Origin of the sequence: Rhodococcoides kyotonense, assembly GCF_900188125.1 — a bacterium.
GTDB classification, from domain to species: Bacteria; Actinomycetota; Actinomycetes; order Mycobacteriales; family Mycobacteriaceae; genus Rhodococcoides; species Rhodococcoides kyotonense.
The window spans coordinates 559219-581070 of sequence record NZ_FZOW01000001.1 but is presented as its reverse complement, the minus strand read 5'-3'; the positions used below and the strand labels follow the sequence as shown (position 1 = coordinate 581070).

The 21852-nt window shown below is 65.0% G+C and carries 17 protein-coding genes and 2 tRNA genes; 13 read left to right on the top strand and 6 right to left on the bottom strand.

Annotated elements, in window-relative coordinates:
• Positions 1-29 precede the first annotated feature (29 nt).
• Positions 30-1550: a glycerol kinase GlpK gene (gene glpK, locus CHB96_RS02660; RefSeq protein ID WP_089242960.1), complete on the top strand. Its 1521-nt coding sequence runs from the start codon at positions 30-32 to the stop codon at positions 1548-1550.
• Positions 1547-3256: a glycerol-3-phosphate dehydrogenase/oxidase gene (locus CHB96_RS02655; RefSeq protein ID WP_089242959.1), complete on the top strand. Its 1710-nt coding sequence runs from the start codon at positions 1547-1549 to the stop codon at positions 3254-3256. Before glpK ends, CHB96_RS02655 begins: the two co-directional genes overlap by 4 nt.
• Before the next feature lie 6 nt (positions 3257-3262).
• On the opposite strand, the gene CHB96_RS02650 is transcribed toward CHB96_RS02655, so the two are convergent.
• Complete coding sequence (locus CHB96_RS02650; RefSeq protein ID WP_089242958.1) at positions 3263-4393, bottom strand: PQQ-dependent sugar dehydrogenase; 1131 nt, start codon at positions 4391-4393, stop codon at positions 3263-3265.
• Positions 4394-4501: 108 nt separating this feature from the next.
• Here CHB96_RS02650 and CHB96_RS02645 point away from each other — a divergent pair, with 108 nt between their 5' ends.
• Positions 4502-5380 carry a DoxX family protein gene (locus tag CHB96_RS02645; protein ID WP_089242957.1) on the top strand — a complete coding sequence of 293 codons (879 nt, stop codon included), beginning with the start codon at positions 4502-4504 and terminating at the stop codon, positions 5378-5380.
• 55 nt (positions 5381-5435) lie between these two features.
• Here the strand turns inward: CHB96_RS02645 and ilvD are convergent, their stop codons facing one another.
• Together ilvD and CHB96_RS02635 are read right to left on the bottom strand one after the other, a co-directional pair.
• A complete protein-coding gene (gene ilvD / locus CHB96_RS02640; RefSeq protein ID WP_089242956.1) occupies positions 5436-7277 on the bottom strand; it encodes a dihydroxy-acid dehydratase in 1842 nt (613 codons plus the stop codon).
• 72 nt (positions 7278-7349) lie between these two features.
• Entirely contained in the window at positions 7350-7865 is a 516-nt protein-coding gene (locus CHB96_RS02635; RefSeq protein WP_217899911.1) for a PH domain-containing protein, read from the bottom strand.
• Between the two features lie 256 nt (positions 7866-8121).
• Here CHB96_RS02635 and CHB96_RS02630 point away from each other — a divergent pair, with 256 nt between their 5' ends.
• The 5 genes from CHB96_RS02630 to CHB96_RS02610 all read left to right on the top strand — a co-directional run bounded on the left by CHB96_RS02630 (position 8122) and on the right by CHB96_RS02610 (position 14441).
• Positions 8122-10089, top strand: a complete 1968-nt coding sequence (locus CHB96_RS02630; RefSeq protein WP_089242955.1) for an acetolactate synthase large subunit — start codon at positions 8122-8124, stop codon at positions 10087-10089.
• Positions 10086-10589 (top strand): acetolactate synthase small subunit, encoded by a 504-nt coding sequence (gene ilvN, locus CHB96_RS02625; protein WP_089242954.1) that lies wholly within the window; start codon positions 10086-10088, stop codon positions 10587-10589. Before CHB96_RS02630 ends, ilvN begins: the two co-directional genes overlap by 4 nt.
• Positions 10590-10651: 62 nt before the next feature.
• Complete coding sequence (gene ilvC / locus CHB96_RS02620; RefSeq protein ID WP_176444114.1) at positions 10652-11653, top strand: ketol-acid reductoisomerase; 1002 nt, start codon at positions 10652-10654, stop codon at positions 11651-11653.
• A gap of 144 nt (positions 11654-11797) precedes the next feature.
• Positions 11798-13393 (top strand): phosphoglycerate dehydrogenase, encoded by a 1596-nt coding sequence (gene serA / locus CHB96_RS02615; RefSeq protein ID WP_089242952.1) that lies wholly within the window; start codon positions 11798-11800, stop codon positions 13391-13393.
• 37 nt (positions 13394-13430) lie between these two features.
• The gene (locus CHB96_RS02610; protein WP_089242951.1) at positions 13431-14441 is read left to right on the top strand and encodes a 3-isopropylmalate dehydrogenase; all 1011 of its coding nucleotides are present in this window, start codon (positions 13431-13433) and stop codon (positions 14439-14441) included.
• 551 nt (positions 14442-14992) lie between these two features.
• Here CHB96_RS02610 and CHB96_RS02605 read toward each other — a convergent pair.
• Positions 14993-16138: an MFS transporter gene (locus CHB96_RS02605; RefSeq protein ID WP_176444113.1), complete on the bottom strand. Its 1146-nt coding sequence runs from the start codon at positions 16136-16138 to the stop codon at positions 14993-14995.
• A gap of 201 nt (positions 16139-16339) precedes the next feature.
• Between CHB96_RS02605 and CHB96_RS02600 the strand changes: the two genes are divergently transcribed.
• From CHB96_RS02600 to CHB96_RS02590, 3 genes are read left to right on the top strand one after another with little or no spacing between them, the layout of a single operon-like run.
• Positions 16340-17113, top strand: a complete 774-nt coding sequence (locus CHB96_RS02600; protein ID WP_089242949.1) for a fumarylacetoacetate hydrolase family protein — start codon at positions 16340-16342, stop codon at positions 17111-17113.
• 34 nt (positions 17114-17147) lie between these two features.
• Positions 17148-18620, top strand: coding sequence for a glutamate--tRNA ligase (gene gltX, locus CHB96_RS02595; RefSeq protein WP_089242948.1), 1473 nt, complete (start codon positions 17148-17150; stop codon positions 18618-18620).
• Between the two features lie 19 nt (positions 18621-18639).
• A complete protein-coding gene (locus CHB96_RS02590) occupies positions 18640-19623 on the top strand; it encodes a YihY/virulence factor BrkB family protein (RefSeq protein ID WP_176444085.1) in 984 nt (327 codons plus the stop codon).
• On the opposite strand, the gene CHB96_RS02585 is transcribed toward CHB96_RS02590, so the two are convergent.
• A complete protein-coding gene (locus tag CHB96_RS02585; protein WP_089242947.1) occupies positions 19605-21212 on the bottom strand; it encodes a bifunctional 3'-5' exonuclease/DNA polymerase in 1608 nt (535 codons plus the stop codon). The genes CHB96_RS02590 and CHB96_RS02585 overlap by 19 nt on opposite strands.
• 130 nt (positions 21213-21342) lie before the next feature.
• Between CHB96_RS02585 and CHB96_RS02580 the strand changes: the two genes are divergently transcribed.
• A tRNA-Gln gene (locus tag CHB96_RS02580) sits at positions 21343-21414 on the top strand.
• A gap of 104 nt (positions 21415-21518) precedes the next feature.
• Positions 21519-21591, top strand: a tRNA-Glu gene (locus CHB96_RS02575).
• A gap of 90 nt (positions 21592-21681) precedes the next feature.
• Here the strand turns inward: CHB96_RS02575 and CHB96_RS29555 are convergent.
• Positions 21682-21849: a DUF5302 domain-containing protein gene (locus CHB96_RS29555; protein ID WP_176444084.1), complete on the bottom strand. Its 168-nt coding sequence runs from the start codon at positions 21847-21849 to the stop codon at positions 21682-21684.
• Positions 21850-21852 lie beyond the last annotated feature (3 nt).

The window sequence follows — 21852 nt, the reverse complement described above, 5'->3', positions numbered from 1 at the left end:
GGCAAAACCGAGCACGAAGGAGCACACGAGTGAGTGACAGAGAATCGGCGCGCTATGTGGCAGCCATCGACCAGGGGACCACGTCGACCCGGTGCATGATCTTCGACCGAAGTGGGTCGGTCGTGGCGGTGGACCAGAAAGAGCACGAACAGATCTTCCCGCAGGCGGGATGGGTCGAGCACGACGCGCAGGAAATCTGGCACAACGTTCGCACCGTCGCCGCGGGTGCACTGGCCGCCGCCGACCTGACCGCAGCCGACATCGCCTCGGTCGGCATCACCAATCAACGTGAGACAGCACTGGTCTGGGACCGCGCGACAGGCGAACCGATCTACAACGCGATCGTCTGGCAGGACACCCGAACGGACAAGATCGTCACCGCTCTCGGCGACGGCGACGCCAACAGGTACACCGCGACGACGGGTCTGCCGCTCGCGACGTACTTCTCCGGCCCGAAGGTGAAGTGGATTCTCGACAACGTCGACGGTGCGCGCGCACGTGCCGAGGCGGGCGAGCTGTGCTTCGGCACGATGGACTCCTGGGTTCTGTGGAACATGACGGGCGGCGTCGACGGGGGACTGCACGTCACGGACCCGACCAACGCGTCCCGGACGTTGCTCATGGATCTGGACACCCTCGAATGGGACGAATCCATCTGCCGCGACATGGGAATTCCGACGTCGATGCTGCCGGAGATCAAGAGCTCGTCCGAGGTGTACGGCTATGCACGCGAACGAGGCGCTCTGCGCGGTGTTCCGATCGCGGGCATTCTCGGAGATCAGCAGGCCGCGACGTTCGGGCAGGCGTGCCTGTCGCCGGGCGAGGCCAAGAACACCTACGGCACCGGCAATTTCGTCCTGCTGAACACCGGCACCGAAAAGGTCATGAGCCGCAACGGACTTCTGACGACGGTCTGCTACAAGATCGGTGAGCAGGACACCGTCTACGCTCTCGAAGGCTCGATCGCGGTCACCGGTTCTCTCGTACAGTGGCTGCGTGACAACCTCGGAATGATCGGCACTGCAGCAGATATCGAGAAGGACGCTCGATCGGTCGAGGACAGTGGTGGCGCGTACTTCGTCCCCGCGTTCTCGGGGTTGTTCGCCCCGCACTGGCGTGCCGACGCGCGCGGCGCGATCGTCGGCCTGACGAGGTTCGTCAACAAGGGCCATCTGGCTCGCGCGGTTCTCGAAGCGACTGCCTACCAGACACGCGAGGTGATCGAGGCGATGAACGCCGACTCCGGCGTCGACCTCGAAGTGCTGAAGGTCGACGGCGGCATGGTGGTCAACGAACTGCTGATGCAGTTCCAATCCGACATCCTGAACGTCGACGTGGTGCGACCGGTCGTCGCCGAGACGACCGCGCTCGGCGCCGCGTATGCCGCGGGACTCGCCGTCGGATTCTGGAAGAGCGAGGACGACATTCGGGCCAACTGGGCCGAGGACAAGACGTGGACGCCGTCGATGGACGAGAAGACCCGCGACAGGCTCTACGCCGGCTGGAAGAAAGCCGTCACACGAACATTGGATTGGGTGGATACGGAATGACCTCTCTTGCACATGCTCTCAGCCCGGCGTCCCGCGCGGAGTCGTTGCGCGTGTTGGCGTCGGAGGAGATGGACGTACTCGTCATCGGCGGTGGCGTCGTCGGGGCAGGCGCGGCGCTCGATGCGGCGACGCGGGGCCTGCGTGTCGGACTGGTCGAGGCGCGGGACTATGCGGCGGGAACGTCGAGCCGGTCGAGCAAGCTGTTCCACGGTGGATTGCGCTACCTGGAGCAGTTCAATTTCTCGCTCGTGTTCGAAGCGTTGAAGGAACGGTCGCTGGTGCTGAACACGTTGTGCCCGCACCTCGCTCGTCCGGTGCCGTTCATCTATCCGCTCGAGAAAAGAATCGATCGACCGTACGTCGGATTGGGTATCGGCGTATACGACGTGATGGGCGCGGGACGCGGTGTGCCCGGACACCACAGGCATCTCGGACGAAAGAAGACGCTTGAATCCTTCCCGTCGGGCAAGCGATCCGCCATTCGAGGGGCGGTGCGCTTCTACGAAGGGCAGGTCGACGACGCACGGCACACGATGATGCTGGCGCGCACCGCCGCGTCGTACGGAGCGTCGGTCGTCAACAGCACTCGGGTGACCGGGTTTCTGCGCGAAGGTGATCGCGTCGTCGGCGTCAGCGCAACGGATCTCGAGACGGGGGAGTCGCTCGACATCCGCGCCAAGCAGGTCATCAACGCGGCGGGCGTCTGGACGGACGAGATCCAGGAGATGGTCGGTGGCCGTGGGCAATTCCAGGTTCGCGCGTCCAAGGGAGTGCACCTGGTCGTTCCGCGCAATCGCATCAACAGCGCGACGGGCATCATCACCCGCACCGAGAAGAGCCTGCTGTTCGTCATTCCGTGGGGCAGTCAGTGGATCATCGGCACCACCGATACCGATTGGAAACTCGACCTCGCGCATCCCGCCGCGAGCAAGAGCGACATCGACTACATCCTCGAACAGGTCAACAAGTTGCTCGCGGATCCGCTGGATCACAGCGACGTCGTCGGCGTGTACGCAGGGTTGCGACCCCTGCTGTTCGGTGAGTCGGATTCGACCAGCACGCTGTCCCGCGAACATGCGGTGTCCAGCCCGGTCCGTGGGCTCACCGTCATCGCAGGCGGCAAGTACACCACGTATCGCGTCATGGCCAAGGACGCAGTCGATTCCGCGGTGCACGGTCTCGGCGGGACCGTTCCTGCCTGCGTGACCGAGCAGATTCCGCTCGTCGGCGCCGAGGGCTATAACGGTGCGTACAACAGGCGATCCTTGACGGCGGAGCGAGCCGGAATGCGTGTGTCACGCGTCGAACATCTGCTCGGCCGGTACGGGACGCTGACTTCCGAGATTCTCGACCTGATCGACCGCAATCCCGAACTGGGAGAGCCGTTGTCGAGTGCACCCGAGTATCTCAAGGCCGAGGCGTACTACGCGGCCAGTCACGAGGGTGCGCGGCACCTGGAGGACATCCTGACGCGTCGCACCCGCATTTCGATCGAGGTCGACGACCGAGGCGACGCAGCAGCCGAGGAGATTGCTGCGCTCGTCGCCCCGGTACTCGGGTGGTCCGACACCCACGTTGCCGAAGAAATCGAGCACTACCGCCTACGTGTTCTCGCGGAACGCGATTCGCAACAGCAACCCGACGACGACACCGCCGACGCGGCACGGCTCGGTGCGCCCGACGTGCGAGCAGGGGTGCGGGCCTAGCCGTCTCTAGTCGAACCCGCCGCCTCCGGCGGGAACCGGAATCTTGACGACACGATCGTCGTTGGGGCCGGGGGCGTCACCGTTCTTGTTGACGGTCCCGGCCCAGATCGTGCCGTCGCCGGAGATCGCCGTGCCGTTCAACTGACCGTAGCGATCCTGCACGATCAAGGACGGTGCGGCGGTGACGGCGCCGGTGTTCTCGTCGGTCGCGAGCACGGCCACGGCCTTGCCCGTCGTCAACGCGATTGCAACGGCGCCGGGGCTGGCTGCGCACCCTGCGACGCCGGGGCGATCCGGCCAGGTCCACACCGGCGAGACGACCGTCCCGAGCTGATCGATGCGCTGCAGTCGATCTTCCACTGCGGTCCTGTCGGTGATCCAGATGCTGCCGGTCTGATCTGTGCAGACGTCGCCCGCGGTTCCGATTCCGCTCAGCGCGACTGTCGGTGCGGGCGGGTTCGGCGACGGCGTCAACGAATCGACGCGCAGAAGCTTCCCGGCGAGTGACGTGGGATCGGCTGCAGCGCCCGGACTTCCGGCGTCGCCGGTCAGTACCAGCATCTGGTTGGGACCTGAGAACTCGATCGCGCCCCTGTTGCTGCTCGCGCCGCGCGGGATTCCTGTCAGGACTGCTTTCGGTGTGTCTCCCGCCGCGATGCGCACGACGCGATTGTCCGAGCCGGTCGTGATGTAGGCGTAGACGAGCCCGTCCTCGGCGTAGCTCGGGGACAGCGCGAGATCCAGCAGCCCGCCGTCGCTCGACGAGTCGACGTCGAGCCGCGCGACCTCCGTGGCCGTCTGATTTTGCCCCGTTCCGACCTGGAGGATGCGACCGGTGCGACGTTCGCCGATCAACGCCGTCTCACCACCGGGGAGCATGACGAGACCGCCGGTCGTGTCGAGGCACGTCGCGATCACGTTCGGATCCGGATCCACACATGGCCCGGGCGGCGGGCCTGCATTCGGCGAAGTGGATGTCGGGGGCGCGTCGGGGTCGACCGGGTCGATCTCGGCTGCCCCGAACGACGGCTCGGGGCTGAACGGAGTCGATGCCGAATCGTCGAAGCGCGCGCATCCCGCCCCGAGAGTGACGGCGACGGCCAGGAACGCAGAGGCGGCCACTCTTCGCGACTTCATGTACGCAAACGTTACGGAAACCTCGTCGTTGTTCGCCAGGCGGTCCGTTTTCGCCGCGCCCGGCGCAATGCCCGTGCAACCGTGCCGGACCGTTCTACTGTTGAAGGCGTGACCGACAAGCCCCGTGACTCCGACCAGCCCGACACAGGCTACGAGCCTGCGTCGAGCCCGTACGACCAGCCCACCGAACAAATTCAGCCGACCACTCCGCGCCCGACGTCGGGCACCTCGGACCGGCTGCCGCGCACCGACGACGACCTGGATTTCGGCGACAGCAAGGCGTCTTACCCGACCGAGCAGCTTCCTGCGTTCCGTCCGTCGCAGTACGACGAGCCGATCGCCCCGGACGCAGGCTCGACCCAGTCGTACTCGGACAGGCCGACGGAAGTGTTCGACCGGACGCCCGCTCCTGTCGCCGCGCCTGCACCCGAGCCGGTGGTCCGCACCGAGACCGTTCAGATTCCTGCCAAACGGGGCACGCTGGATCTGGGCTTGCTGCTGTTGCGCCTGGCCGTGGGCGGAATCTTCCTGGTCCACGGACTTCAGAAGTTGACCGGCCTGTGGAACGGCCCGGGTCTCGACGGCTTCCGCACGTTGCTCGAGGACACCGGATATCAGCAGGCCAACATTCTGGCCATCGCGGGCGCTGTCGGTGAGACAGCGGGAGGTGCGCTGCTGATCCTCGGACTCGCCACACCGTTCGCGGGTGCTGCGGTCCTCGGCGTGATCATCAACGCGTGGTGCTTCAAGCAGGCCGCCGAGCCGGGCCTGCAGTTCTTCGCACCGAACGGCGTCGAGTACGAAACTCTGCTGGGCGTCGCCGCTGCGGCGATCATCCTGACGGGTCCCGGCAAGATCGCATTCGACGGACGCAGAGGATGGGCGACGCGTCCGCGCTTCGGTTCCTTCATCGCCCTCGTGCTCGGCATCGCCGGTGGCGTGTGCCTGTGGATCTTCTTGAACGGCGCGAACCCGATCGCGACGTAGCCCGCCCGTCGTGAGTGAAAATGTATAGCGGGCTATACATTTTCACTCACGACGGCTAGGGAACGTACCGCACTGCGCCCTTGTCGGCCGACGTCGCGAGAGCCGCGTACGCACGCAGAGCAGTGGTGACCGTGCGCTGCCGGTCGACCGGCTGCCACGGACGCTCCGACGCATCCATCTTGGCCCGGCGAGTGGCGAGGACGTCGTCGTCGACGAGGATCTCGAGTGTCCTCGAGGCGACATCGATACGCACCTGATCGCCGTTCTCGACGAGTCCGATGACGCCGCCTGCAGCTGCCTCGGGGGAGATGTGGCCGATCGAGAGCCCCGACGTGCCACCGGAGAACCGTCCGTCGGTGATCAGCGCACAGACCTTGCCGAGGCCTGCGCCCTTGAGGAACGCGGTCGGGTGCAGCATCTCCTGCATACCGGGTCCGCCCTTGGGCCCTTCGTAGCGCACGACGAGCACGTCGCCTGCCTTAATCTTCTTCTGCAGGATCGCCGAGACGGCCTCTTCCTGAGACTCGACAACCAGCGCCGGGCCCTGGAACGAGAACAGTTCCTCGTCGATGCCCGCGGTCTTCAGGATCGCGCCGTCGAGGGCGATGTTGCCGCGCAGCACGACCAGACCGCCTTCGACGGTGTAGGCATGCTCCTTGTCGCGGATGCACCCGCCTGCAGCGTCGGTGTCGAGCGAGGACCACCGGTTGTCCGTCGAGAACGGCTCGGTGGTGCGCACACCGCCGGGCGCGGCGTGGAACAGCTCGAGAGCCTCGTCCGACGCCGTGCCGGAGCGAATGTCCCACGTGTCGAGCCAGTCGTCGAAACTCTTGGTGTGCACCGTCGAGACGTCGGTCTCGAGCAGGTTCGCGCGACGCAGTTCACCGAGCAGTGCCGGGATTCCGCCCGCGCGGTGCACGTCCTCCATGTGGTAGTCGGAGTTCGGCGACACCTTCGACAGGCACGGGACCTTGCGGCTGATGGCGTCGATGGTCTCGAGGTCGAAGTCGACCTCACCTTCCTGCGCTGCAGCGAGGGTGTGCAGCACGGTGTTGGTCGACCCGCCCATGGCGACGTCGAGTGCCATCGCATTGCGGAATGCCGCGGGAGTGGCGATGTTGCGCGGAAGAACCGAATCGTCCTCGTCGCGGTAGTACTTGAGCGCGGCTTCGACGATCGTGGTGCCTGCGCGCTCGAACAGCGCGTAGCGAGCCTTGTGGGTCGCGAGAGTCGATCCGTTGCCGGGCAGTGCAAGACCGAGTGCCTCGGTGAGGCAGTTCATCGAGTTGGCGGTGAACATGCCCGAGCACGATCCACACGTCGGGCATGCGCTGCGCTCGACCTCGTCGAGGCCTTCCTCGGACACGGCGTCGTTGGCGCTCGCCGAGATCGCGGTGATGAGGTCGGTCGGTGCCTGCGCGACACCGCCGACGACGACGGCCTTGCCTGCCTCCATCGGCCCGCCCGAGACGAAGACGGCCGGGATGTTCAGGCGCATTGCGGCATTGAGCATTCCAGGCGTGATCTTGTCGCAGTTCGAGATGCACACGAGCGCGTCGGCGGTATGCGCGTTGGCCATGTATTCGACCGAGTCGGCAATGATTTCGCGGCTCGGGAGGGAATAGAGCATCCCGCCGTGGCCCATCGCGATTCCGTCGTCGACGGCAATCGTGTGGAATTCACGCGGTACACCTCCGGCAGCACGTACCGCGTCGGCCACGATCTCGCCGACATTCTTCAGATGCACGTGACCCGGGACGAATTGGGTGTAGGAGTTCGCAATGGCCACGATGGGTTTACCGAAATCGGAATCCGTCATTCCGGTGGCGCGCCAGAGCGAGCGTGCGCCCGCGGCGTTGCGTCCGACAGTGGTGACTCGTGACCGTAGCGGCGGCATGGCTTCGATTCCTCAATATGTGGAGCGAATGTGTTTCAGCGGATTGAGCGCTCGGGCAAGGTTACTCCCGTATTACGAGTTCGCGTTTTCCGGTCCGTCGTCGTCGCCCGAAGTCGTTTCCGGCTCGGTGTTCTGCGCGTCTCTCTCTGCATCGGCTGCGGCCGCGGCATAAGGATCCGTGATTCGACCGCCGCTCGCCGCTGCCAAGTGCGGGAGCCGGTCGAAGCGCACGAGTGGAAGTGATTTCTCGGACTTGTCGGTCAGTACGGCGCGAGCCCAGCGGCGGTCGGGAAAATGAATTCCACGAACGTCTTCCCACGAGATGGACTCGGAACCGATGAACCGACGAATCTCGATTCCGTCGATCGTCACGACAGTCCTGACCCGAATCACCCACACGGCAACTACGATGGGTACGGCGAAAAGCCAACCGAAAGCGGCAGGCCAGCTCAATGCGGGGAACAACACTCCGAACAAGAGCAAGGCCACGCCGACCAGCGCGAGGCGCGGTAGGCGGATGACCTGCGGGGAGGGATCGGGCGTGTGGGATGATGTGTCCGGTGGTTCGGACTGCTGCGAAGACGACACCCCTTCATCTTCGCATTGCAACTGCGCGATCTCACATAATGGGATTGCGTCGTGACGAGTTTGACTGTTCCCTATGCGCGCGCCTACCGTCGAGCGCGTGAAGCGGAATCAGATACTCGTAATCGGCCGGCGCGTCGTCGCCTGAGCCGGTTCATTCCAACTCGCATCGACGCGCCACCCTCGTACAGCCTCGGCTGACGGGGGTTTTTTCTTGCCCAGAGATCGCCCAGAAACCGAAAACCCTGAGGAAGCAGCAGTGAGCGCACCAACCGCACGCCCAGGGCCCACGACACGTAAGTCGGGGGCAGTCAGCAGCTCGTCGTCGCATGAGACGCCGACGGTAGGCACAGTCGACGGAACTCGCCGTCAGGTCGCACCTGAAAAGGTGACCGGCGCACAGTCCGTCGTACGCTCTCTCGAAGAACTCGACGTCGATACGGTATTCGGCATTCCCGGCGGCGCCGTCCTCCCCGTCTACGATCCGCTCTTCGACTCGAAGAAGGTTCGGCACGTCCTCGTCCGGCACGAACAAGGCGCAGGCCACGCCGCAACAGGCTATGCCCAGGCGACCGGCCGCGTCGGAGTGTGCATGGCGACGTCGGGTCCCGGCGCGACCAACCTCGTCACGCCGCTCGCCGATGCGCAGATGGATTCGGTTCCCATCGTCGCGATCACGGGACAGGTCGCCCGCAGCCTCATCGGCACCGACGGTTTCCAGGAAGCCGACATCTCCGGCATCACGATGCCGGTGACCAAGCACAACTTCCTGATCACCGACGGCGTCGACATCCCGCGCATCATCGCCGAGGCGTTCTACATCGCCGCGTCGGGCCGTCCCGGTGCCGTTCTCGTCGACATCCCGAAGGACATCCTGCAGGCGCAGACCACGTTCTCGTGGCCGCCGGAGATGCGCCTGCCCGGATACCGTCCGGTGACCAAGCCGCACGGCAAGCAGGTCCGTGAGGCCGCCCGATACATCGCGGACGCGAAGAAGCCCGTGCTCTACGTCGGTGGCGGTGTCATCAAGGCGAACGCATCGGCCGAGTTGCTCGAACTCGCCGAGCTGACCGGAATTCCGGTCGTCACCACGCTCATGGCGCGAGGCGCGTTCCCCGACAGTCATCAGCTCAACTGCGGCATGCCCGGCATGCACGGCACCGTCGCTGCAGTCGCGGCGCTGCAGAAGAGCGATCTGCTGATCACGCTCGGCGCGCGCTTCGACGACCGTGTCACCGGTCAGCTCTCGTCGTTCGCGCCCGGTGCGAAGGTCATCCACGCCGACATCGACCCGGCAGAGATCGGTAAGAACCGCTACGCCGACGTCCCGATCGTGGGCGACTGCAAAGAGGTCATCACCGAACTCATCGAGGCGATCCGTGCGGACCGGGCCACTGGCACGACGCTGGATCTCGCCGAGTGGTGGACCTACCTCGACGGCATCCGGGGGACCTACCCGCTCAGCTACGACCGTCCGAGCGACGGCAGCCTGTCTCCGGAGTACGTCATCTCCGCGGTCGGCAAGGCCGCGGGCCCGGATGCCGTGTACTGCGCGGGCGTCGGCCAGCATCAGATGTGGGCGGCGCAGTTCATCGACTACGAGAAGCCGCGCACGTGGCTCAACTCGGGTGGCCTCGGCACGATGGGCTACGCGGTGCCCGCCGCAATGGGCGCCAAGATGGGCATGCCCGACACCGAGGTGTGGGCCATCGACGGCGACGGTTGCTTCCAGATGACCAATCAGGAACTCGCCACCTGTGCCGTCGAAGGCATCCCGATCAAGGTCGCGCTGATCAACAACGGCAACCTCGGTATGGTCCGCCAGTGGCAGACGTTGTTCTACGAGGAGCGGTACTCCAACACCAACCTCGGAACCCATGGCACGCAGCGCATTCCGGACTTCGTCAAGTTGGCGGAAGCGCTCGGATGCGTCGGAATCCGGTGCGAGCGTGAAGAAGACGTCGACGACGTCATCGCCCAGGCTCGCGCCATCACCGACCGTCCCGTCGTCATCGACTTCATCGTCGGCGCCGACGCGCAGGTGTGGCCGATGGTCGCGGCAGGCACCGGCAACGACGAGATCATGGCTGCCCGGGGCATCCGTCCGCTGTTCGATGAGGACGAGGCGTCGGTGTCCGAGCCGGCCGTCATCCACGAAGCGATGGCGCGCGAACAGGCACACGGCGAAGCTGCGTCCGGCAGCGACGAGAAAGGTATCGAGAAGTGAGCACGAGCCATACCCTCAGCGTCCTCGTCGAGGACAAGCCAGGCGTCCTGGCTCGCGTCGCCGCTCTGTTCTCGCGTCGCGGCTTCAACATCTCGTCACTTGCGGTGGGCGGCACCGAGATTCCCGAGATCTCGCGCATGACCATCGTCGTGACCGTCGACGAGTTCCCGCTCGAACAGGTGACCAAGCAGCTGAACAAGCTCATCAACGTCATCAAGATCGTCGAGCAGGACGACGAGACGTCGGTGGCGCGAGAGTTGGTGCTCATCAAGGTGCGTGCCGACGCGAGTGTGCGCAGCGAGGTCATCGAGACCGTGAACCTGTTCCGCGCCAAGGTGATCGACGTGTCACCCGAAGCTGTGACGGTCGAGGCGACGGGCACCCGCTCGAAGCTCGATGCGTTGCTGAAGATGTTGGACCCCTATGGAATTCGAGAAATAGTTCAGTCGGGAGTCGTTGCCGTCGGACGTGGACCGAAATCGATCACGGCGTCGCGCTAGCGCGACACGTGACCGCACAGCGTAAAACCCAAGAGGAAAGGTAATAACCAGTGGCAGTCGAGATGTTCTACGACGACGATGCTGATCTGTCGATCATCCAGGGCCGCAAGGTCGCCGTCATCGGCTACGGAAGCCAGGGCCACGCGCACTCGCTGAGCCTGCGCGACTCGGGCGTCGACGTCCGGATCGGCCTGAAGGAAGGCTCGAAGTCTCGCGCCAAGGCCGAGGAGCAGGGACTGACCGTCGGAACTCCGGCCGAGGTTTCCGCGTGGGCAGACGTGATCATGGTGCTCGCACCGGACACCGCTCAGGCGTCGATCTTCAAGGAAGAGATCGAGCCGAACCTGAAGGACGGCGACGCGCTGTTCTTCGGACACGGACTCAACATCCACTTCGACCTGATCAAGGCTCCGGCCGGCGTCACGGTCGGCATGGTCGCCCCGAAGGGCCCCGGCCACCTCGTGCGTCGCCAGTTCGTCGACGGCAAGGGCGTTCCCGCGCTCATCGCCATCGACCAGGACCCGAAGGGTGAGGGCCAGGCTCTCGCACTGTCGTGGGCCAAGGGCATCGGCGGCACGCGCGCCGGCGTCATCAAGACCACGTTCAAGGAAGAGACCGAGACCGACCTGTTCGGTGAGCAGGCCGTTCTCTGTGGTGGAACCGAAGAGCTCGTCAAGATCGGCTTCGAGGTCATGGTCGAGGCCGGCTACGCGCCCGAGATGGCGTATTTCGAGGTGCTGCACGAGCTCAAGCTCATCGTCGACCTCATGTACGAGGGTGGCATCGCCCGCATGAACTACTCGGTGTCCGACACCGCGGAGTTCGGTGGCTACCTCTCCGGCCCGCGCGTCATCGACGCCGACACCAAGGAGCGCATGAAGGCGATTCTGGCCGACATCCAGTCCGGCGAGTTCACCCGTCGCCTCGTCGCCAACGTCGAGAACGGCAACACCGAGCTCGAAGGCCTGCGCAAGGCCAACGCCGAGCACCCCATCGAGGTCACCGGCAAGAAGCTGCGCGACCTGATGAGCTGGGTCGATCGTCCGATCACCGAGACGGCTTGATCCTGCAGTAGACGAACGAAGGGCATCCGCGAGGGTGCCCTTCGCTCGTGCTGTGAGGGTGAACCCCAACAGCTTCACCTCGGCATCTAAACTGTTTCCGCACGACCGCACTTGTCACCTCGACCGATATAGGGAGTTCTTCACGTGAGCCAGCCAGGCCGTCCTGTCGTTCTGATCGCCGACAAACTTGCGCAGTCCACCGTCGAGGCCCTCGGTGACGGCGTCGAGGTTCGTTGGGTCGACGGCCCGGATCGCCCCGCCCTGCTGGCCGCGGTCCCCGAGGCCGACGCGATCCTCGTGCGCTCCGCGACGACGGTCGACGCCGAGGTACTCGCTGCAGGCACCAAGCTGAAGATCGTCGCGCGCGCAGGCGTCGGCCTCGACAACGTCGACGTTCCCGCAGCCACCGAGCGCGGCGTTCTCGTCGTCAACGCGCCGACATCCAACATCCACACGGCCGCCGAGCACGCTGTGACACTGCTGCTCTCGGCCGCTCGCCAGATCCCCGCCGCCGACAAGACCCTGCGCGACCACGAGTGGAAGCGCAGCAAGTTCAACGGCGTCGAGATCTTCGGCAAGACCGTCGGCGTCGTCGGCCTCGGCCGCATCGGCCAGCTGTTCGCAGCACGCCTCGCAGCATTCGAGACGCACGTCATCGCGTACGACCCCTACGTGTCCGCAGCGCGCGCCGCGCAGCTCGGCATCGAACTCGTCAGCCTCGACGAACTGCTGACTCGCGCGGACATGTTCTCGGTCCACCTCCCGAAGACGCCCGAGACCAAGGGCATCATCGGCAAGGAAGCACTCGCCAAGACCAAGCCCGGTGTCATCGTCGTCAACGCTGCCCGCGGTGGACTCGTCGACGAGCAGGCGCTCGCCGACGCCATCACCAGCGGTCACGTCTTCGCCGCAGGCATCGACGTGTACGCGTCCGAGCCTTGCACCGACAGCCCGCTGTTCGAACTGCCTCAGGTCGTCGTCACCCCGCACCTCGGCGCGTCGACCACCGAAGCTCAGGACCGCGCGGGCACCGACGTCGCCAAGTCCGTATTGCTCGCTCTCGCAGGCGAATTCGTCCCCGACGCGGTGAACGTCAAGGGTGGCGCAGTCGGCGAGGAGGTCTCGCCGTGGCTCGACATCGTCCGCAAGCAGGGTGTCCTGCTCGGCGCGCTGTCCGACGAGCTTCCGGCATCGCTGTCGGTCGACGTGCGCGGTGAGCTCGCAGCCGAGGACGTCGAGATCCTCAAGCTGTCTGCACTGCGTGGACTGTTCTCCGCCGTCATCGAGGATGCGGTCACGTTCGTCAACGCCCCGTCGCTCGCCGAGGAGCGTGGCGTCACCGCCGAGGTGACCACCGCGCCGGAGAGCGAGAACCACCGCAGCGTCGTCGACATCCGCGCCGTCTACGGCGACGGATCCGTGCTCAACGTCGCGGGCACCCTGACCGGCACCAAGCGGGTCGAGAAGATCGTCAACATCAACGGACGCAACTTCGATCTGCGCGCCGAGGGCAAGAACCTCATCGTCAACTACGGCGATCAGCCCGGCAGCCTCGGACGCATCGGCACGCTGCTCGGCGACGCCGGAATCGACATCCAGGCAGCAGCACTCAGCCAGGACTCCGAGGGCGACGGCGCGACGATCCTGCTCCGCGTGAACAAGGACGTTCCGGCCGAGGTCAGCGCCGGCATCGCCACGGCGGTCGGTGCGTCGACCATCGAACTCGTGGATCTGTCCTGATATCCGTACCAGACCGCTCGAACAGAACGAGGAGTCAATGAAGCTCGCCGTCATCGCTGGAGATGGAATCGGCCCCGAGGTCGTCGACCAGGCACTGAAGGTGCTCGACGTCGTCGTCCCTGGAGTCGAGAAGACCGAGTACGACCTCGGTGCCCGACGTTACAACGCGACCGGCGAGCTTCTCCCGGACTCCGTCCTCGACGAGATCCGTGGCCACGACGCAATCCTGCTGGGTGCCATCGGAGACCCGTCGGTTCCGAGCGGCGTGCTCGAGCGTGGACTGCTGCTGCGTGCACGGTTCGAGCTGGACCACCACATCAACCTGCGTCCGGCCAAGCTGTACCCAGGGGTCGTCGGTCCGCTCGACGGCAACAAGGACATCGACGTCGTCGTGGTTCGCGAGGGCACCGAAGGCCCGTACACGGGCAACGGCGGTGCGCTGCGCGTCGGCACGCCGCACGAGGTGGCAACCGAGGTCAGCGTCAACACCCGCTACGGCGTCGAACGCGTCGTGCGTGACGGGTTCGCCCGCGCGCTCGGGCGTCGGAAGCACCTCACATTGCTGCACAAGACCAACGTGCTCACCTTCGCCGGAAGCCTGTGGGCTCGCACGGTCGAGGAAGTATCGAAGGAATTTCCCGACGTCGAGGTGGCGTACCAGCACATCGACGCAGCGATGATCCACCTCGTCACCGACCCCGGTCGATTCGACGTCATCGTCACCGACAACCTGTTCGGTGACATCGTGACCGACCTGTCCGCCGCGGTCAGCGGTGGAATCGGTCTCGCTGCCAGCGGAAACATCGATGCGACGGGCACCAACCCGTCGATGTTCGAGCCCGTGCACGGCAGTGCGCCCGACATCGCAGGCCAGGGCAAAGCAGACCCGACGGCAGCAATCCTGTCGGTCTCGCTGCTCCTCGCGCACCTCGGGGACACGGTGAACTCCGAGCGCGTCGAAGCTGCGGTGGCTGCCGACCTCGCGTCGCGCGGGTCGGCTCCGGCGTCGACGTCGGCCATCGGCGAACGTATCGCGTCGGAGCTGTAGTTTTTTTTGGGGCTCTGGTTTACGGAGCTCCGGTTTCGGAGCGAAGGCCTCATTCGGTCACTTGAAGTGATTGAATGAGGCCTTCGGTCTGTCCGGGTTGGGTGGGTCGGGTGACCGAATGTCGCCCTCGTTCACTCTGAGTGACTGAATGAGGCCTTCGGTCTGTCTGGGGTTGGTGGGTCGGGTGACCGAATGTCGCCTTCGCTCACTCTGAGTGATTGAATGAGGCCTTCGGTCTGTCCGGGTTGGTGGGTCGGGTGACCGAATGTCGCCCTCGTTCACTCTGAGTGACTGAATGAGGCCTTCGGTCTGTCTGGGGTTGGTGGGTCGGGTGACCGAATGTCGCCCTCGCTCACTCTGAGTGACTGAATGAGGCCTTCGGTCTGTCTGGGTTGGTGGGCCGGGTGACCGAATGTCGCCCTCGCTCACTCTGAGTGACTGAATGAGGCCTTCGGTCTGTCCGGGTTGGTGGGCCGGGTGACCGAATGAGGCCCTCGCTCACTCTGAGTGACCGGGTGTGACATTCGTTCCGGCACAGGGAACCCCGGTCGTCAGTCCTTCGACTCGTGGTCCGCGGGGATCACGGGGACCGACAGGGCCGGGAAGATCGACGACACCAGGAACGCGACAGGGAAGCTGACTGCCGCGAGAGCGCCGAAGGCCGGGGGCACGAGCGACGCTGCGATGTACTGGCCGGTGTTCTGGACGCCGAGGGAACGCCCGCTCCAATACGGCCCGGAGTACTCGGCGACGGCGGTGAACGCGAGCCCGTTGGGCGCGACGGTCACGACGGACGCGACGACCATCACGGCGATCGAGACGGGGGAGTCCATCCAGTCCGTGACGGCCAGGACCACCATGGTGACCGCGGTCGAGACGGCGACCCAGCGCAGTGGCCGCATTCGGCTGCCGACTCGGTCGGACAGTGCACCGACGCCCATCCGCCCCAATGCGCCCAGGATCTGGGTCAGCGTGACGAGGATGCCCGCAGACGCTGCGGACCAGCCGCGGTCGGACATCAGCCACACGAGGGCGTAGGTCCACACCACGTATTGCGGGACGACCAGCAGAATCGACGTCGAGTGGATTCGCCACAGTTGACTGCTCGCCCGGTACGGGTTGGCCAGCAGTCCCTGTTGCTCGGCTGCTGCTCGATCGGGCCGTGGGGGATCGACGACGCCGAGGCACAGGAGCGCCCCGAGCGCGCAGATCGCGGCAGGGACGAGAAGCGCTGCAGCGACGCCGTGATCACGCGCGATCGGCGGAATCGTCAGTGCCGCGATGGCGACACCGAGCGGCACCGACATCTGACGGATACCCATCGCGAGACCGCGACGAGCCGGCGGAAACCACCCGACGACGACACGTCCGCTGGCGCTGTTGGCGCTTGCTGCCGCCATACCTCCGAAAAGCAGGCACAATCCGAGCAGAACGAACGACGTGCTGAAAAACGCTGCGACACTGGCGATTGCAGTCAGAGCAAGTCCGATTGCCAATACGAGCCGCTCGCCGATGCGGTCGACGAGCACACCCCATGCGATCAGCGTGAGCATGATGCCGACGGTCGGCATGGCGACGAGCAGGCCTGCTGCTGCCAGTGTGAGTCCACGGTCGTCGTGCAGAGCGGGGATGAGAAACGCTGCGCCGTTGATGAAGACGGCACCTGCGGTCTGCGCGAGCATGCCGAGTGCGAGCATGAGCCACTTCCGTGCGCTGCTCGTGTGGTGCTGCCGTTCGGTCGTGGTCACGGTCCGCGCTCCATTTCACTCGGTAACGATCTCACTATGTGGACATTCAATCCTGTAATGTGAACGTTCGCCCAGACTCTACACCGATGCCGGTGCCACGTCCGTCGACGGGCCGGACGCGACGCAAACGTGGGTCGATAGACTTTCCACATGCGACTGGGTCGAATTGCAAGTCCTGACGGTGTGGCTTTCGTGAGTATCGAGGGGGAAGGTGATGCGCAGGTTGCGAAGGAGATCGCCGAACATCCCTTCGGCACACCGACGTTCACGGGCCGACAGTGGCCGCTCGCCGACGTTCGCCTGCTGGCACCGATTCTCGCGAGCAAGGTGATCGCCATCGGAAAGAACTATGCGGCGCACGCCGCCGAGATGGGCGGCGAAGCGCCCGAGTCCCCGGTCATCTTCATCAAGCCCAACACGTCCATCGTGGGTCCCGGCGCGCCGATCGTCCTGCCGCCGACGTCGAACGAGGTGCACTACGAAGGCGAGCTCGCCGTCGTCATCGGACGCCCGTGCAAGGACGTGCCCGCGTCGAAGGCGCTCGACGTGATTCTCGGATACACCGTCGCGAACGACGTCTCCGCCCGTGATCACCAGCGCGCCGACGGCCAGTGGACCAGGGCGAAGGGGCACGACTCGTTCTGCCCGTTGGGTCCCTGGATCGAGACCTCGCTCGACGCGTCGGACGTCGAGATCAAGACCGAGGTCGACGGTGAGATCAAGCAGCGCAGCCGCACGTCGCTCCTTCTGCACGACATTCCGAAGATCATCGAATGGATCTCGACCGTCATGACACTGCTGCCGGGTGACGTCATCCTGACCGGAACTCCCGAAGGCGTCGGCCCGATCGTCGCCGGGCAGTCGGTGTCCATCACCGTCGAGGGCATCGGAACGTTGACGAACCCTGTCGCAGCCAAGAACTAGAACTTCACTACAGCCCTCGAACGTGAGCGAGAGAATGACCTCCACCGAAGTACGAGTCCGATTCTGCCCTTCGCCGACGGGCACGCCCCACGTCGGTCTCATCCGCACCGCGCTGTTCAACTGGGCATACGCCCGCCATCACGGTGGTTCGTTCGTCTTCCGTATCGAAGACACCGACGCCGCACGGGACTCGGAAGAGTCCTACGCCGCGTTGCTCGACGCGCTGCGGTGGCTCGGATTGACGTGGGACGAGGGCCCCGAGGTCGGTGGCCCGTACGAGCCGTACCGACAGTCGCTTCGACGCGACCAGCACCTGGAGGTCGTCGCGAAGCTTCTGGAGGCGGGGGAGGCGTACGAAAGCTTCTCCACGCCCGAGGAAGTCGAGGCCCGGCACAAGGCTGCCGGTCGTGACCCGAAACTCGGGTACGACAACTTCGACCGCGACCTCACCCCGGATCAGAAGCAGGCATTCCTCGACGAGGGTCGTAAACCCGTTGTGCGACTGCGCATGCCGAATCACGACCTCACATGGAACGACCTCGTTCGCGGCGAGACCACGTTCAAGGCGGGCACCGTGCCGGACTTCGCGCTGACGCGTGGCAACGGAATCCCGCTGTACACGTTGGTCAATCCGGTCGACGACGCATTGATGAACATCACGCACGTGCTTCGCGGCGAGGATCTTCTGTCGTCGACGCCGCGGCAGCTCGCCCTGTACGAGGCGCTGGTTCGAATCGGCGTTGCCGAGCGGACTCCGGAATTCGGCCACCTGCCCTTCGTGATGGGGCAGGGAAACAAGAAGCTGTCCAAGCGTGATCCCGAGTCGAATCTGTTCATTCACCGCGACCGCGGGTTCGTGCCGGAGGGGTTGCTGAACTATCTGGCGCTGCTGGGTTGGGGTATCTCCGATGATCACGACGTGTTCTCGCTGGACGAGATGGTCGCGGCGTTCGACATCGGCAAGGTCAACTCCAATCCGGCTCGCTTCGACCAGAAGAAGGCCGACGCCATCAACGCCGAGCACATTCGTCTGCTCGAACCGTCCGACTTCTGCTCGCGGCTTCGTGTGTTCCTGACCGAGCACGGCCACCTTCCGGCGGACATCGACGAAGCGCAGTTCGCGGTCGCAGCGGACCTCGTCCAGACACGCATCGTCGTTCTGTCCGATGCCTGGGGTCTGCTGAAGTTCCTGTACGTCGCCGACGACGACTTCGAGATCGACCCGGCTGCCGCGTCGAAGAACCTCGGCGCCGACGCCGCGCCGGTGCTCGACGCCACGATCGCCGCGCTGACTGCGCTGCCGGAATGGAAGACCGCCGAACTCGAGGAGTCGCTGAAGTCGGCTCTGATCGACGGGCTGGAGCTGAAGCCCCGCAAGGCGTTCGCGCCGGTACGTGTCGCTCTGACGGGGTCGCACATCAGCCCGCCGCTGTACGAGTCGATGGAACTCCTCGGTCGCGAGAAGACCCTTGCTCGGCTCGGCGCCGCTCGCGCCCTCGTGGGCTGATTCCACGAATGGCGAATCGGTGAGCGCAGCGGATCGGCTGGACGGGTTTCAACGCAGACATCCGGTGGTCGGTTTTCCGCTTGCCGTGATCTACAAGTTCGTCGACGATCAGGGCGGCTATCTGGCCGCCCTGATCGCCTACTACGCGTTCGTGTCGTTGTTCCCACTGTTGTTGCTGGGATCGACGATCCTGGGCATCGTTCTGGCGGGTAATCCCGAACTGCAGCAGCAGATTCTGGACTCGGCGCTGAACCAGATCCCGATCGTCGGCGAGGATGTGGGCGAACCCGCACAGATCGGCGGCGGAACGCTGGGTCTCGTCGTGGGTGTTCTGGGGTCGCTGTACGGCGGTCTCGGCGTCGCAGTGGCATTCCAGAATGCGATGAACACCGCGTGGTCCGTTCCGAAGAATCTTCGGCCCGATCCGATTCGCGCCCGAATTCGTGGACTCGCGTTGCTCAGCACCGTCGGTGTCGCGGTTCTGGGAATCACCGCCGTCAACGTCATCAGTTCCGCTGGATACTTCGGCCGGATCAGCGGAACCGTCGTCCTCGCAGCCGTCGTCGTGCTGAACATCGTCGTGTTCGGCACCGCGTTCCGGCTCGCCACCGCGAGGCCGCTCTCCATCGGAGATGTTCTGCCGGGTGCCGTTGCGGCAGGAGTGATCTGGCAGCTGCTACAGACGTTCGGCGGGGTCTACATCAAGTACGTCGTCAGCCGAGCGTCGATCATCAACGGCGTGTTCGCGGTCGTGCTCGGACTGCTCGCGTTCATGTACGTCGCTGCGGTGTTGGTCGTGATCGCCGTGGAGATCAACGTCGTCCGCGTCGACAAGCTCTATCCCCGTTCGTTGTTGACTCCGTTCACCGACGACGTCGAACTGACGGAAGGCGATCGTCTGACCTACACCGGCCAGGCGGAAGCTCAGCGCAGCAAAGCATTCGAGGAGATCGACGTCACCTTCGACGGCCAAGGCTCGGGCGGTCAGTCCGGGTCCGCGTAGCGTTCGCGCACGGCGATGTCCATCGGAAATCGAACAACGGTGTCGCCGAACAACAGTCGCGTCGCAGCGAGCGCCGAATCGAGCACGAGTGCTCGCGCTGTCTCGGGTTCGCGAGTGTGCACGACGACCTCGTCGTGCTGGAAGAACACCAGCTCACCAGTTCCCGGACGGGCCGACAGGCGTCGTCGCAACTCCGCGAGCATCGACAAAGCCCACTCCGATGCAGTCGCTTGAACGACGAAATTACGAGTGAACCGTCCGCGCGCGTGTGCATCGCCGTGTGACCACCATTCCGGCGGGGGAGGAGGGCAGGCTCGTCCCAGCCACGAATGGACCGTCTCGCCGCGCTCACCCGCCCGTGCGGCCCGTTCGACGTAGTCGACCGCATCCGGGAACCGTCGGCGAAGCAGTGCCAGCAACGCCCGCGCGTCACCGGACGTCGCACCGTAGAGAACGCCCAGTATCGCGACTTTCGCCTTGGCGCGGTCGCCGCCGAACGCCGCTCCGGCGACGAGAGCGTAGAGATCGTCGCTACCGGCGGCGTCCATCATCCGTCGATCGCGGGACATGGCCGCCAGAATCCTCGGTTCCAACTGGCCGGCGTCGGCAATCACCAGCATGTGGCCTGGATCGGCGATCACGCTGTGACGCAATGCCTTCGGAATCTGTAGCGCCCCGCCTCCGCGGCTCGCCCACCGACCCGAGACGACTCCGCCTGGAACGTAGACAGGACGAAATCTGTCGTCCCGCACCCATGTGTCGGTCCATGCCCATCCGTTGGTGCTGAACAGCTTCGCCAGATCCCGATACCGCAGGATCAGCGGCACCGCGGGGTGATCGATCTTCCGCAGTACATGAGCACGAGTCGATTCGACGACGATGTCGTCCCGGCCGAACGCGGCCACGACTTCGGCCGGAGAAGCGGGATTGACGCGGCGGCCGAACGCGTCACCAACGGCGATCTCGAGTTCGATCATCGACCGGGGCAGCGACCCGTCCGGCGGGCGCGGACCGAGTGTCTCCTCCAGGTGAGCGCGGTGGTGCGCTGCCGAGAACGGAAGGCCGTCGAAACTCATCTCTGCCGCGGCGAGCGCCCCGGCCGATTCGGCGGCGATCAGAAGCCGCAGAGCCGGCGATTCGTCGATCACGTCGGCGTGGGCACGATACCGGTCGAGGAGCGACTCGGGCGACGGATGGTCGAAGGTGTCGAACAATCCGGGGCGGTCGTCGGGCTCCTCGACGACGGCCGACGATTCCCCGCGTCGCATCGCGAGGATCGCCTCGGTGAGGGTCAGGTCGTGGCAGCGCTGAACTCGCACACCGGATACCAGTAGCCGCGGATAGGTGCGCGCGGTGGATTCCCAGATCCAGCGCGGCTGCAGATCCGCCTCGATCTGGCCCATCGACTTCGCGAGGTCCGCGCAGTCGACGACGGGACGTGCAGTCCCGTCGTCGTCGATCGGCACCAGAACTCCGCCGCGTTCGGTCGGTGCGACGACGATCTTCACCGGCCTGGCCCTCGTGCTGCTCACTCGTCGAGTCTCCTGCAGGCCTACTCGAGCGGTTCGTAGGGGTGGTGGAAGCTGCATCGAACTCGAAACAAGGGCGTTGAGCTGGCGATTTGGAGAAATGTGGGTGACCCCTGCTAATCTCTATCACGGCTCGAAACGAGGTGCAGAGGGCAGCGGAGACGCTGACCGAGCAGTTCGAGAAGGTCATTGGGGTATGGTGTAATTGGCAACACAGCGGTTTCTGGTACCGCCATTCTAGGTTCGAGTCCTGGTACCCCAGCAAGCGTCAAGCAGCGATTTGGCTGCCGAGCGCGAGCCGGTTAAGCTAGCTAAGCACTCAGCGAGTGGTTAGCGGAGTGTAACTGGAAGTTCGACAAAGTTCCTGGCCCCGTCGTCTAGCGGCCTAGGACGCCGCCCTCTCAAGGCGGTAGCGCGGGTTCGAATCCCGTCGGGGCTACAAGAGAAAGAAAACCCTCCCACCGTTCGCGGTGGGAGGGTTTTCTGCGTGTCGGTGGAGACAACCGGTATGCCGCGCGCGGCGTACCGACTACACGCTCTTGCGTCGAAACATCTTCTGGTGATCGGCCGGACCGTGAGCGTTGCTCACCTTGGGGCCGCCGTCCTTGTGGTCGGTTGCCGTGACGGACTTGTGATTCTTCTTGTCCAGCGCTTCGCGGAACTTCTTCTTCAGATCCTCGTTGTCGGACTGGGTCATGTT

What these genes read in the sequence shown, in the direction of transcription:
- CHB96_RS02655 (WP_089242959.1), top strand. Translation starts at nt 1,547, where the DNA reads ATGACCTCTCTTGCACATGCTCTCAGCCCGGCGTCCCGCGCGGAGTCG.
- CHB96_RS02650 (WP_089242958.1), bottom strand. Translation starts at nt 4,393, where the DNA reads ATGAAGTCGCGAAGAGTGGCCGCCTCTGCGTTCCTGGCCGTCGCCGTC.
- ilvD (WP_089242956.1), bottom strand. Translation starts at nt 7,277, where the DNA reads ATGCCGCCGCTACGGTCACGAGTCACCACTGTCGGACGCAACGCCGCG.
- ilvC (WP_176444114.1), top strand. Translation starts at nt 10,652, where the DNA reads ATGTTCTACGACGACGATGCTGATCTGTCGATCATCCAGGGCCGCAAG.
- CHB96_RS02610 (WP_089242951.1), top strand. Translation starts at nt 13,431, where the DNA reads ATGAAGCTCGCCGTCATCGCTGGAGATGGAATCGGCCCCGAGGTCGTC.
- CHB96_RS02605 (WP_176444113.1), bottom strand. Translation starts at nt 16,138, where the DNA reads ATGCTCGCACTCGGCATGCTCGCGCAGACCGCAGGTGCCGTCTTCATC.
- CHB96_RS02600 (WP_089242949.1), top strand. Translation starts at nt 16,340, where the DNA reads ATGCGACTGGGTCGAATTGCAAGTCCTGACGGTGTGGCTTTCGTGAGT.
- gltX (WP_089242948.1), top strand. Translation starts at nt 17,148, where the DNA reads ATGACCTCCACCGAAGTACGAGTCCGATTCTGCCCTTCGCCGACGGGC.
- CHB96_RS02585 (WP_089242947.1), bottom strand. Translation starts at nt 21,212, where the DNA reads ATGCAGCTTCCACCACCCCTACGAACCGCTCGAGTAGGCCTGCAGGAG.
- CHB96_RS29555 (WP_176444084.1), bottom strand. Translation starts at nt 21,849, where the DNA reads ATGACCCAGTCCGACAACGAGGATCTGAAGAAGAAGTTCCGCGAAGCG.